Raw genomic sequence first — 14,219 nt, 5'->3', positions numbered from 1 at the left:
GAGTCCAAACAACCAAGACAAGATTCGATTTCGCGTAATTACCTAAGTCTTTGAATTAAAATAGAAAGGACAATTTTGGATATAGCTACGTACCGAATCCACCTTGGTCATTTGACGAAAATTCTGTTTTGGGTCGCGCAAAAACTCTCCGCGAATTGTTGGACAGGCGAAAAAATCCACTCCCAAAAAGATGACAGCCAACATAGGGAACATCTTGCACAATCAGGTTTGCTTTACAAAAAAATTGCATGGAAAGTAGTAGACGCTTTCGCTTTTGATTGTCGAAACGGTTAACCTCACCAATCACCCATTCTTCACCAACATGTGAATTTTCATCATTACAGCACTCAAAGTAGCCGCGACCGTTCGTAATCGTTTCTACCCAATAATCACCAATTTCCTGTCCAATGTATTGGCAGTCTTTGACTTGCGATCCATCAAAAAAATACATGACATGTAAGCGATAGCCTGCGGATTTCGCACTTTCTATGTGCCATATATATCCGACACTATGTTCGAACAAGCTTGGTTTGCCCTTCATATTTGTAAAAAGCCGTACACGATCTTTCTGCACCTCATCAAGACTAATGCGTCCTTGGTTTGGTTTCCGATCAGTCAATGGATTTCCCTCGATAAGAAAAAATTGATCACTTATTTCTTGCATGTGTTCTCGCACCATTATTTGATGGATTTCCTCACGCTTAAAGACCGCTGCGTGATAATGGAAATCCAGCCTCACAACCATCAAACTCGAATTCCGACCAAATAGCTCAGCCTCAAATTGTTGAAGATGTTTCTCATTTTTCTTGGTCTTGCTCACCCAATCATTAACACGTTTCTTCAATTTAGTTGCTGCAGCATTTCTGCGCATCGTCGTCACAAAATCATTAAATAGTTCAATGCTAGCAATATCGCGACCAATATTCGATGAAGGAAAATTTTTGATCGCATGCTTACAATACTCATCGAAAAAAAACTCAATTAATGGCGAGAACCTATAGTCAGTTGAAAAACAGGATGCAAATTTGTGCAAACTTTTCGCATCGCTTCCCAGCGATGAAACTTTTTTGCACTCTTTACCAAGCTTGGTTTTATATGAAGTTAAGTACAACTCATTTTGGTAAATTACCCGGGTCATAAAAAGCAAAAGCAATCGAATTCCTTCGAGTACTGTCGCAATAATGTATTTTTTTTCATCACCACATTTAATAATGTGGCGGTCAATATCTACTGTCATTTTTAAATCCTTAATCTATCAGCGTGACATTCCTACAAAGGACTTGTCACGAAAATGGTTACTTTCAATTCTCGAGATAAAGCCAATGCAATTAACAAACATAGCGTGTCCTTCCGGCGTGAAAGAACACTGCAAGACTCGCGAGAAGTTGAACCAAAAATTTTTAGGTCATAGAATCCATGGCATGCACCGTGATGCAGCCATGGGTGAGGTTTGAATTAATAAAGGCGAGGAGAATAGTAATTTTGGAAAATCACCCACGGCGTATTACGTTCTACGATGACCTTGATCTTTCCTTGTCCACCGAGAACAGCAAGTGCACGATTAAATCGGGCCGGCGTAAGCCCTAAATTAGCTGCACAGGCGCGTAGGACAGATTGGCGATACCTTGAGACACCCGTCTGATGCACAACCGTAAGAATTGCATTTTCTAAAGTGGTAACATCCAAATCTGCTTGAGTCACTTTGGGTGGCACATACATCATGCGAGCGAATTCCTCGATATACCAGGCTCCCAACGCTTCCGCACGATGAATGGTGTCCAAAGAAATTTCACCTTCGACGCCGTATTCAAAAACGTGTAACGCGCCTGCGAGGCGAAGTACACGCTCAGGATGGCGCGAAGCGTATTCAGGGTTCGAAATTGATAATTTATCCTGGAGACAATTTCGACTAGCGTCGCCACTCAGATTAATCAAGAATTGAGACGCTTGAGAACTGAGGCGTAATACCGGTCGTTCTAGATCGTGCTTTTCAACTTGGGCAAACGTAAGATAAAGGAGTGTATTTGTTCTTCGTTCCCATGCTTCCTCTAGGAAATTAGGCAGAGACACGGAATGAATTGATACATTAGGCGTTAAGCGGTTACAAGATGCAAAAAATAATCGATTACCAAGGCCGATACTACCTTTTGCTAGCAGCAAGTTCCTAATCGCGTCAAACACATCCGGTTGCGCCATCAGCAACATAAGCAGGCGCGGATTAATTATTGTCTTACGTCCGGTACTCACACGTGAGTTTCGGATTGTAGAACCATCAATGGGCTTCACCAAAGTTGCTGCGTGTTTGAACAAGTGAACGATCTGCCCAACTTCGTCAGTCACCAAGCCAGCAACAGGAAGACGAGCTAGACTCTCCAAAATTGCCTCGCGCGTTACATCCTCAATCAAAAAATCTGAGCACTTTTCGTTAGTTTGACAAAGACGACGCAAACATCTTTCGAGCGCGTTCTTGAAAAAATTTAAAGTTATCGTCTTACCAAATCCAGAGCGAGCTTCTAAACAAATACTGTTACCAATAGGCGCTTTTTGACCATTTGGCCAAAACACGTCGGCCACGCCTTGAGTCAATAATGAGATCATGGCGATCAAGACCGTGCCGACCATTTCAGGTGGAAATCCGCCATTTGTTAGATAGCATATAAGTTGCGCAGCAAGACCTTGAAATGCATTTGTAGGGTATGGACGTACATAATCTGGAAAGGGGCGCATTATGCTTTCTCCTCTTGTTCCGTGCCTACTACGCGAGGACGTGACTCTAGCCATGCTTGAATCTCATGTTCAAACCAACCTACCGCCGCCGCGCCTAAACGAACTTGACGTGGAAAGGTAGCGTCGTAGCTAATTGACTTCGGATCAAGTTTTGCGTACAAAAGTGCAGGTGAAAAGCCAGTGCGTTTACAAACCATTGGTTTGCGTATAATGAAGTGAGCAGCTTGTACAGGTTTATTCATTCTTGGAACTCCTTATAAATGGTTAGAACGAAACACATCATAAAAAGTCGCCTAAGAACTTCAAATACGGCTGCTAAAAGAAAATTTTGGACATAAAAAAACCCCTCATGAGAGGGGCAATAATCAGTGACAAGTTAAACGTATCAAGCCTTAGATGTAATGGAACAATGAAATTTCTCGGGTTCACTCTTCATCCACTCTTTAATTGTTCTCGGAAGATTTTCTGTTTTCAGCTTGCAAGATTCGACTAGATCCGAATGGTTATCATTCAATTCATACGCTACCATCCTAATGGCATCAGTAGTAGATGCCCAACCATAAACCGGCGCTAGACTTTTAAGGAGTTCTGATACCTTAATTTTTATTGGTTCGCGTAAAAACTTCTTTGCAATTCCACCTGTGATGGCCCGATCGGTGAGCCATTTATTAGGGTTAGAAATCAACATTTCAGCACCTGAAAAATACTGACCTCTTTGCACACAGTGTGACGTATAACTTAAATCATTTTTTGCAAGCGCTTGGGTTCCCTCATTGACATAGGCGATCGCCATTATAGGTGCGCAAAAAAGTGCTTCGTAACCGTAGGCAGTGACAGCAATCATAGGCAGCGCAGCTCGGTTTCCCCATTCAACAAGAGAATACCCAGATTCTCGTATTTCATTCATTGCTTCCGTCAATTCTTTCCAATCTTCGACAAGCGCATTTTGCAAGATGTATTCACTCACTTGTCCTTCAATAATCTCCAGACTTTCTTCCAGGGCTTCACGAGATGACAGCACATCTTGATTCTGATTGATTAGACGCCTTGTACTCCAACCACCATCAGAAGCCCGTTCGCCTTCGATAAAAATTGATATGGGTTCAGTCTGCTCGTGAAACTCTACTTCAACTGATATTTTGAAACGCACAGCTTCCTTGGAGCCCAGAGCGTCCTTAATGAATTTAAAATTCTTTCCGGCTTCAATTAAGAATTTTGGCTTTGTTAACTTCATTTTTTCAATAAAAATTTAGTCGAACTACTCATGAATTTAAGCATAAATTGAAAATTCAACGGAAACATTGAATTTCTAAATGCCATAAAAATACAGCAAAATATTATACAAATATTCGCCACAATAACTAACGAAAAAAAATGATAAATCAAAGACCTAAAGAAAAGAACCCTCTAAAAATCTACATTTCATATTGAGTATAAGGATCATTCACGCCTTATATTTTTCAAACAGATGACTATGCGACAGAACAGAAATTTTTCTTGAAGCCCCTTAGCGAAGCAAAAAAGTACCTATTAAATTCTTCATTATCCTTTACGACCTAGCTCAATGCGAGCAGTTTCGCGTGGATCTTCAACGGAGTGGACTGTTGCCAAAAACAACACCAAGCAGAAATACCAAATTCTTCACGTAAACTCGAAAACCCTGTATACAAACATTAGGCGACGTAATTTTCAGCTTCGAGATCGTTCAACGTTGTGACTTAGCCTGCTAAATGCAAAGCTATTCGTGTTTGATTATTTCGATGAATTAGGTAAATTATCATCTACTTGCACAAGGCAACGCTATCGGACTCAGACGAAAATAGCTATCACTTCCAATCTACACAGATGTAATGAAGTAGAAATTTACTGGGCATCTTTTTGAGGGTATCAGTGAGGGTATTTCTAAAATTTAAATAGCATCAATCCTTTATTTAAAACGATCTTAATGGCTTATTCAATTCCACCTATCACCAGAACACAAAGCCCTGTTAGCAATAACAGGGCTTTTTTGTTTTTTCAAGCCGTCTGCGCAATTCCTCGTTTTACCCATCCACTTTAGACAGACTTGATAACATCGATACAAGCCTGAGATTTTCTGTCTCATACATCACAAGTCTATTGAAAACCAATCACTAACTAATCCCGTGCGATAAAACCGCAGCATTTACGGGCTTGCAGTTCACAACATTCCCCGCTTTTCCTACCCGCTCCACAAACAACACTTGCGCAACTCACAAACAACTTGTGCGCTAACGTACAGACCTATTTCGGCACGACGAAGATCATCCCACTTGTCTGGCAATGTTTTGTTGCTATTTGAGATCCGTCACCGAAAGTCTTTATGTTAAAAATAAGAGTTCTACCGCTTGCTCTGCTTGTCATTGGAAATCACGTTTGTGCCCAGCAAGTGCCGGTCGCCAATGGTCAGATGCAACAAATACCCCTCGCTCCCAAGATCCAAACTACACCGGCTAAAGTGGTGGTCAATCAGCAATCGACTGCACAAGCGCAAGGCGGCGATCAGAGCACAATGCTCGTCAACAATCTCAACATCACCGGTGCGCTCGCCTACTCGGAGGCTGAGCTGATTCGTGTTACCGGCTTTCAAGCAAATAGCACGCTCAATCTTGATCAGTTGCGCGCAATGGCGGCGAAGATCAGTTCCTTTTATCACGAACACGGTTACTTTGTTGCGCAGGCCTATTTGCCCGCACAGGATATTCGCAATGGCGTTTTGACGATCACAGTGCTAGAAGGCCATTACGGAAAAATCGCGCTCAATAATCAAAGCAATGTATCGAATGGATTACTCAATGGCTATCTGGACGGCCTGCAACAACACGATGTAATCACCGCGCCTGCGCTTGAAAACCGATTGTTATTGCTGTCAGATCTGCCAGGGATCAGAGTCAATTCAGTCTTAGCGCCTGGTAGCAAACTTGGTGAGTCAGACTTGACCATCGATGTCACGCAAGGCGCGCGAATCTCTGGCAGCGTCGATGTCGACAATGCCGGCAACCGCTACACGGGTGAATATCGTCTAGGCTTAAGTGTGAACTTCAATGAACCCTTGGGACAAGGTGATGTTGCCTCGCTACGAGCACTCACTTCAGGTGCAGGATTGCGCTATCTGCGCGGCGCTTACCAAATGCAATTCGGTAAATTAAAAGCGGGTGTTGCTTACAGTGCTTTGGAATATAAACTGGGTGAAGAATTTGAAGCGCTTGGTGCGCACGGTAATACCAAGGTAGCTAGTGCTTTTATTGGCTATCCATTGATCCGCAGCCGAAGCAAAAATTTGTATGGCCAGCTAGGCTACGACGCCAAAACTTTTAAAGATTATGTCGATGCGTTTGGCACGGTAGCCGACAAACAATCCAAACTCGTGATCGCCAGTCTGTATGGCGATTTTCGTGATTCTGTGGATTTTCAGTCGTCTGGTGCGCAGACCAATTACTCTTTGAGTTTCACCGCTGGCGAGCTTGATCTTCAGTCGCCAGTCATGCGTTCTTTTGATGCGATCACCGCACAGCAAAACGGTCACTTCAACAAAGTTAATTTTAGCCTGAGCCGTCTGCAGAACCTCAGTGATTCGGTGACGCTGTTTGGATCAATTAGCGGTCAGATGGCCTCAAAAAATCTAGACGTCTCAGAAAAAATGGAACTCGGTGGGATGTACGCAGTACGCGCTTACCCTGAGGGTGAAGCTTTTGCCGATCAAGGCGTGTTAGCGAATCTTGAATTGCGCTGGCAACTACCGATGTCAAACGCATCTTCCAGTCAATGGCAGTTAATAGGTTTTGTCGATGCGGGTCGCGTCGATACGAATAAAAATCCTTGGACCAATGCGCGCAATCATCGCTCGTTGTCTGGCGCTGGTCTGGGTCTGACCTGGTCGGACTACAACAATTTTGTGGTGAAAGCCTACTACGCTAAAAAATTAGGAAACGAATCTGCGACTTCAGCACCAGATAAGTCAGGACGTTTTTGGATACAAGCGGTGAAATATTTTTAATGTCGACAACAGAGATAAGTGAGAACAATCCATCAAATGTTCCTCACCCGCTTTGCAAACATTTTTAAAAAATATTTCTTCGTCAAGCAATGACATTGACCGCATTAAAACATTAATGGAGTTACAAAATGAATAGTATCTATCGATCCGTATGGAGCGAAAGCTCAGGCACTTTTATCGCGGTCTCTGAAAACTCAAAAGGCGCAGGCAAAAAGAAATCTGCAGGCATCTCAGGCGGAAGTGGTGGCTTTAATCCACTTAGCGATTCAGGATTTTTTTCAGGGTTCTTTTCAGGTTTTTCTTTAAAAGTACTCGCATTGTCTTGCCTCTTAATAGGCGTGGAAGCGCAAGCACAAACAACTGGTGGCGTCGTCGTTTCGGGCAATGCGAACATTAGTCAAACTGGCGTTAACACAACGATCACGCAATCGACGCCTAAGTTAATTCTCAATTGGGACAGCTTTAATATCGCCAAGGGCGAAACAGTACAATTTAATCAGCCAGGTACCAGTTCTGTCGCGCTCAACCGTGTAGTGGGATCGGATTCCAGTCAGATTTTTGGGAATCTTTTTTCTAATGGCAAAGTGTTTCTCGTCAACCCGAACGGTATCTTGTTTGGCAAAGGCGCAAGCGTGAATGTGGGCGGCTTTGTCGCTTCAACAGCCGACATCAGCAATCGTGATTTCAACGATGGCAACATGACATTCACAAAATCATCTTCTCGCTTTGACAATGCCAGCGTCATCAATCAAGGCACGATCAGCACCAATGCTGACGGCGCTTATGTCGCCTTGCTAGGAGCCCATGTTCAAAACGAAGGCATTATCTCTGCCAAATTGGGTTCCGTCGCGCTCGCTTCAGGTAATCAATTTACTTTAGATTTAGCAGGAGATGGCTTGCTGCAGATTCATGTCGATCAGGCTGCATTATCTGCACTGGTTGAAAATCAAGGAATATTACAAGCTGATGGCGGACAAGTGATTTTGAGTGCTCGTTCTGCATCGACTATTTTACAAAACGTGGTGAATAATACCGGCCTGATTCAGGCGCGTAGTATCGATAATAAAAATGGTTTGATTCGCCTGCTTGGCAATAACGGTGATCTCAATACAGGTATCGTCACGGTCGCAGGAACCTTGGACGCGTCGGGCGAACTGCCGCGACAAACCGGTGGGCAAATTGATATTCTCGCCAGTCACATCGATTTATCCGGTACGCGCATACAAGTCAATGGTGACGCAGGCGGTGGTAAGGTGCAGGTCGGCAGAAACTTCAGCGACATCGGTAGCACACTAAATTCATTAACTACGGTTCTTAGCGACAGCACGATCATTAACGCCGATGCGATGCATACTGGCAATGGCGGCGATGTGAGGATTTGGTCGGACGCCAACACAACGGTGGCGGGGACGCTCTCGGCACGTGGTGGCGCGATCAGTGGCGATGGCGGTTTCATCGAAACTTCGGGTAAGAATGTAAAGCTTACTGACTCAACAAACATCAATACCTTAGCCGCTTCTGGCAAAACAGGTGTGTGGTTGCTTGATCCTGTGAATTGGGTGATTGCAGGTGCAGGCGGTGACGAAACCCCTGCCAGCGTTATTGCCAGTTTGGCAGGCACAGATCGGATTATTGATGCCACCAATGACATAACCGTCGCAAGTGCAGTGACCTGGCTCACCGGCCAGAAATTACAATTAGATGCGGGACATGATGTACTCATCAATGCCGCGATGACAGCAAGTACTGATGGCTCAGCCATCGTGCTCAATGCTGGTAATGATGTCAAAGTCACAGCGGCCATGACGGCCAGTGCGATCAATTCAAAGATCACAATGACTGCGGGTAACGATATTCTGGTCACTGCGGCGCTCACTACCAGTGCGGCAAATGCCAAAATCGATTTGAATGCACAACATAATGTGAGTATCGTCACTGCGACTGCGGATGGCGGCGGCTCTATCTTGGTGCGTGCCAATAATGATGTAACGATCGCGGGCACCGTGTCGGTAGATACCGGTTCGGTTACCTTGTATGCCGATAATGATGGAACTGGGCCGGGCTTAGCTGGTGGCACGGTGAACTTTGTCGGTCCGAGCACAATCAGTGCAGTCAATACGATCATCCGCTTTAATCCTGCGAATTACGCAGACACCACGACCGATATCGCCAACTATCTCACGCGAGTTGTAGCTGGTGCTATGGATGCTAAAGCTTGGGTCTTTGTACAAGGCGGTAACAAAGTTTACGATGGAAATAACATTGCTACACTTGCTTTCAAGGGTACGCCAACTGATGGTGGCATTGTCAGTCTGGTTCCAGGAACAGCCACTTACAATAACAAAAATGTCGCGAATGGCAAGGTCATTACCTATAACGGCTATTCCGTCGCGGGAGCAGATGCTGGTAAGTTTTCATTATTCGCTCCGTTTGGTGGTGTCACCGGTGTTGGTACAACAACTGGCAATATCACGCCGCGGGGCTTAGTGGTTGCTGCTGCAGGTACGAACAGAATCTACAACGGTTTAACGCCTGATACTGTCAGTTTGAGTGACAACCGGATTGCAGGCGACGTGCTTGCGACCAGTTATGCCAGTGCGAACTTTATTGACCCCAATGTTGGTGTCGCCAAAGTGGTCAATGTCGCTGGAATTAATGTCAGTGGGCTTGACGCAGGAAATTATTCCTTCAATACCACCGCCGTGACAGCCGCCAATATCACGGTTGCGCCTTTAAGCATTACCGCTAACGATGCGACTAAAAATTATGGCGAAACGCCGACTCTGTCGACGGCAGCATTTAGTTCTGCCGGTTTAGTCAATGGTGAGACAATACTCAGCGTGACTGAAACTAGCGCAGCAACTCTCGCGTCAGCGGGTGTCATAGGTAGCCCGTATGCTATTACGCCAAGTGCTGCGACTGGTGGTACCTTTACACCATCAAATTACGCCATCAGTTATAACAACGGTAGCTTCACAGTAGCACCCGCATCATTGGTCATTACTGCGAATAATGCCAGCAAAAATTATGGTCAGGCCGTCGGATTTTCTTTGACTGCCTTTACAAGTAGCGGCTTGGTCAATGGCGAAACTGTCGTCAGCGTCAATGAAAGTAGTGCAGGTGCTGCGGCTACCGCGAACGTCAATGGAAGCCCATACGCAATTACACCCAGTGGTGCGAGCGGAAGCTTTACCCCATCGAATTACGCCCTGAGTTATGTCGACGGTGCCTTGAGTGTACTGCCGATTCCTCTCACGGTGACAGCCGATAACGCGAGTAAAAATTATGGTCAGACGATGGTGCTTCCGACCACAGCATTTACTACCAGTGGTCTAGTTAATGGCGATACCGTCGTCAATGTGAACGAGGTTAGCGCAGGTACTATTGCCACTGCTAATGTCGTCGGTAGCCCTTATACCATCACGCCGAGCGGTGCTACTGGTACCTTTATTCCATCCAATTACACACTCAGTTACGTCAACGGTGCATTGGCAGTCTTGCCTATCCCTTTGGTGGTAACAGCGAACGACGCAACGAAAAATTATGGACAGGCGATCACACTGCCACTCACCGCATTTACCAGCAGTGGTTTGGTGAATGGCGATACGGTTGTCAGCGTAAATGAAGCCAGCGCTGGCACTGCAGCCACAGCCAACGTGAGCGGCAGTCCCTACGCCATCACGCCGAGTGGCGCGACTGGTACTTTTACACCGTCTAATTACACTCTCAGTTACGTCAACGGTGCATTGGCAGTCACAGCTATTCCTTTGGTGGTAACAGCCAATGACGCGACAAAAAATTATGGCCAGGCCATCACACTGCCTCTCACCGCTTTTACCAGCACTGGTTTAGTCAATGGCGACACAGTAGTTAGCGTGACTGAAACGAGTCCCGGTACAGCTGCATCTGCAAGTATTGCAGGCAACCCGTATGCCATCACTCCAAGTAGCGCCAGCGGATCGTTTACACCCTCTAACTACAGTATTACCTATGTGAATGGTGCTTTAACGATTCAATCAATTCCCTTGGTTGTGACCGCGAATGACCTGACCAAAAATTACGGACAAGCAGTTACCTTACCCCTCACCGCATTTACGACTAGTGGCTTGGTGAATGGTGACACCATCGTCAGTGTGAATGAAAGTAGTGCCGGCACTGCCGCCACTGCAAACGTAATAGGTAGCCCGTATGCCATCGTACCAAGTGGCGCCAGCGGATCTTTCACGCCGTCAAATTACACACTGAGTTATGTCAATGGGGCACTTACAGTGCTGCCGATTCCTTTGACCGTGACCGCGAATAACGCCAGTAAAAATTATGGGCAGACGATGACGCTGCCGACGACCGCATTTACTACCAGCGGTTTAGTCAATAGCGATACAGTCGTCAGCGTCAATGAAGTAAGCGCAGGTACTGTTGCCACCGCAAATGTCATCGGCAGTCCGTATGCCATAACGCCGAGTGGTGCCAGTGGAACTTTCATCGCCTCCAATTACACAGTTAATTACGTCAATGGCGCATTAACCGTTCTGCCTATACCTTTGGTGGTGACCGCGAACGACGCAACAAAAAGTTATGGCCAAGCGATCACACTGCCACTCACTGCCTTTACCAGCAGCGGCTTAGTCAATGGCGACACCGTGGTTAGCGTGACTGAAACGAGTCCCGGTACCCTTGCCACGGCAAGTGTGGCAGGCAATCCGTATGCCATTACGCCAAGTAGTGCTAGTGGATCGTTTACACCCTCTAACTACAGCATTACGTATGTGAATGGTGCTTTAACGATCCAATCAATTCCTTTGATTGTGACCGCGAATGACCTGACCAAAAATTACGGACAAGCAGTTACCTTACCCCTCACTGCATTTACGTCTAGTGGCTTGGTGAATGGCGATACCATCGTTAGCGTGATTGAAAGTAGTGCCGGCACTGCCGCCACTGCAAACGTAATAGGTAGCCCGTATGCCATCGTACCAAGTGGCGCTAGTGGATCTTTTACGCCGTCAAACTACAGCTTAAGTTATGTTAATGGGGCACTCACCGTTCTGCCGATTCCTTTGACCGTGACCGCGAATAACGCCAGTAAAAATTATGGCCAGACAATGACCCTGCCGACGACCGCGTTCACTACCAGCGGTTTAGTCAATAGCGATACGGTGGTCAGTGTCAATGAAGTGAGCCCGGGTACTGTTGCCACCGCAAATGTCATCGGTAGTCCCTATGCGATTACCCCTAGCGGCGCCAGCGGCACCTTCATCGCCTCCAATTACACAGTCAATTACGTCAATGGTGCATTGACCGTTCTGCCTGTGCCTCTGGTGGTGACAGCAAACGATGCGACGAAAAATTATGGTCAGTCAATCACACTTCCTCTGACAGCTTTTACCAGCACTGGTTTAGTCAATGGTGATACCGTGGTTAGCGTAACTGAAACGAGCCCAGGAACTATCGCTACCGCGAGTGTTATAGGCAGTCCTTATTCGATCACACCGAGTGGCGCCACCGGGACTTTCACACCATCGAATTACACACTCAGTTACGTCAATGGGGCATTAACAGTGTTACCGATTCCCTTGGTCGTTACCGCCAATAATGCAGCGAAGAATTATGGCCAGACGATCACACTGCCACTGACTGCATTTACTAGCAGCGGCTTGGTGAATGGCGACACGATCGTCAGTGTCAACGAATCTAGTCCCGGTACAGTTGCCACTGCAAGTGTTATCGGCAGTCCCTATGCGATTACACCAAGTGGCGCGAGTGGGTCATTTACACCATCGAATTACACACTGAGTTATGTCAATGGTGCATTGACTGTCTTGCCGATTCCTTTGGTGGTGAAGGCAAATGACGCGACGAAAAATTATGGTCAGACTATTACATTACCACTCACCGCATTTACCAGCAGCGGATTGGTTAATGGCGATACGGTCACCAGCGTCAATGAAAGTAGCGCCGGAACTGTCGCTACCGCAAACGTAAATGGTAGTCCGTACACCATCGTACCAAGCGGCGCCAGTGGCTCATTTACTCCATCAAATTACACCTTGAGTTATATCAATGGTGCATTGACCGTTCTGCCGATTCCTTTAACCGTGACCGCGAATAACGCCAGTAAAAATTATGGTCAGACGATCGTTCTGCCGACCACCGCATTTACCACCACTGGTTTAGTCAATAGCGATACCGTAGTGAGTGTGAATGAGCTTAGCCCAGGCACCGTTGCCACTGCAAGTGTCGTCGGTAGCCCGTATGTCATCACGCCAAGTGGTGCGACTGGTAGTTTCATCCCCTCCAATTACATCGTCAATTACATCAACGGCGCTTTAACCGTCTTACCTGTTCCATTAGTCGTCACAGCAAATGATGCGACGAAAAATTATGGTCAGACAATTACATTGCCATTAACAGCATTTACCAGCAGCGGCTTAGTGAATGGTGATACCGTCGTCAGCGTGAATGAGACTAGTCCTGGGACTGTCGCTACCGCGAGTGTCACAGGTAGTCCGTATGCCATTACACCTAGCGCTGCCACTGGAACTTTTACACCATCGAATTACATTCTCAGCTACGTCAATGGTGCTTTAACAGTCTTACCTATTCCTTTGACAGTAAAAGCGAACAACGCCAGCAAGAATTATGGGCAAACAATCACATTGCCGCTCACAGCATTTACAGCAAGCGGTTTGGTGAATGGTGACACGGTCGTCAGTGTTAACGAGTCCAGCCCGGGCACGGTGGCGACTGCAAGCGTAATAGGCAGCCCGTATGCCATCACGCCAAGTGGCGCTACAGGATCATTTACGCCATCGAATTACACAGTCGTGTACGTAAATGGTGAATTAAAAGTGATCCCAACCGCTCTCAATATCACCGCTAGCGATGTCACTAAACCTTATGGCACGGCCATCGAGCTGACTGAGTACAAACAGACTGGTTTGGTCAATGGCGAAACAATCGGCAATGTTAATTTGACGAGCCCTGGCACGCCTGCTGCAGCTAGCGTGATTGATAGTCCCTATGTCATCACGGCAAGTAATGCGAGCGGAGGCACCTTTACGCCAACGAATTACAACATCACTTATACGCCAGGCGAGCTGACCGTGACTCCACCAGTAACAGTGATTCCTCCGGTCGTGATCACTCCCAATATCCCGCTGGTTCCACTCAATCCTGATACGGTGCCTTTAGAAATTATCACCCCAGAAGTGCCCACAGGACTGAACTCCTTGTTAGTCCCGGAAGAACCTAAGCCAGTATTGGAACCAAAAACACCCGTTGTCGTAGTTCCTGTTGAAAAACCTGTGAAACCGATTTTAACGCCAGTCGTTGAAAAACCAGTGCCACGATCTAAAAAAGCGCCAGAACGCCCACGCAAACAAGATCGCCACTAGTTCTTCGTAGACTAACAATTTAACTTTATCACAATCCTACATTCGCCAATCACTTTGAAAATATCAAAGCTATTGGCGAATTT

Annotated in this window: 6 protein-coding genes; 2 read left to right on the top strand and 4 right to left on the bottom strand. The window is 46.2% G+C overall.

Annotated features, from left to right (window positions below; translation table 11 throughout):
* Positions 1–85 precede the first annotated feature (85 nt).
* From ACO0KW_RS01105 to ACO0KW_RS01090, 4 genes are all read right to left on the bottom strand, one after another.
* The gene (locus ACO0KW_RS01105) at positions 86–1,237 is read right to left on the bottom strand and encodes a hypothetical protein (RefSeq protein ID WP_423049812.1); all 1,152 of its coding nucleotides are present in this window, start codon (positions 1,235–1,237) and stop codon (positions 86–88) included.
* Positions 1,238–1,455: 218 nt separating this feature from the next.
* Positions 1,456–2,727: a DUF3987 domain-containing protein gene (locus ACO0KW_RS01100; RefSeq protein ID WP_423049810.1), complete on the bottom strand. Its 1,272-nt coding sequence runs from the start codon at positions 2,725–2,727 to the stop codon at positions 1,456–1,458.
* On the bottom strand, positions 2,727–2,969 hold the full coding sequence (locus ACO0KW_RS01095) for a helix-turn-helix transcriptional regulator (protein ID WP_423049808.1): 243 nt from the start codon (positions 2,967–2,969) through the stop codon (positions 2,727–2,729). Before ACO0KW_RS01095 ends, ACO0KW_RS01100 begins: the two co-directional genes overlap by 1 nt.
* Before the next feature lie 143 nt (positions 2,970–3,112).
* The gene (locus ACO0KW_RS01090) at positions 3,113–3,961 is read right to left on the bottom strand and encodes a hypothetical protein (RefSeq protein WP_423049806.1); all 849 of its coding nucleotides are present in this window, start codon (positions 3,959–3,961) and stop codon (positions 3,113–3,115) included.
* Between the two features lie 1,107 nt (positions 3,962–5,068).
* On the opposite strand from ACO0KW_RS01090, the gene ACO0KW_RS01085 reads away from it, so the two are divergent.
* Together ACO0KW_RS01085 and ACO0KW_RS01080 are read left to right on the top strand one after the other, a co-directional pair.
* Positions 5,069–6,742, top strand: coding sequence for a ShlB/FhaC/HecB family hemolysin secretion/activation protein (locus ACO0KW_RS01085; protein WP_423049804.1), 1,674 nt, complete (start codon positions 5,069–5,071; stop codon positions 6,740–6,742).
* A 128-nt stretch (positions 6,743–6,870) separates the two neighbouring features.
* Positions 6,871–14,136 (top strand): MBG domain-containing protein, encoded by a 7,266-nt coding sequence (locus ACO0KW_RS01080; RefSeq protein ID WP_423049802.1) that lies wholly within the window; start codon positions 6,871–6,873, stop codon positions 14,134–14,136.
* The last annotated feature ends 83 nt before the right edge of the window (positions 14,137–14,219 follow it).

Origin of the sequence: Undibacterium sp. Ji22W (assembly GCF_049340305.1) — a bacterium.
Taxonomy (GTDB): Bacteria; Pseudomonadota; Gammaproteobacteria; order Burkholderiales; family Burkholderiaceae_D; genus Undibacterium.
Note: the sequence above shows the minus strand (reverse complement) of the source record. Positions and strands in the feature narration are given on the sequence as shown.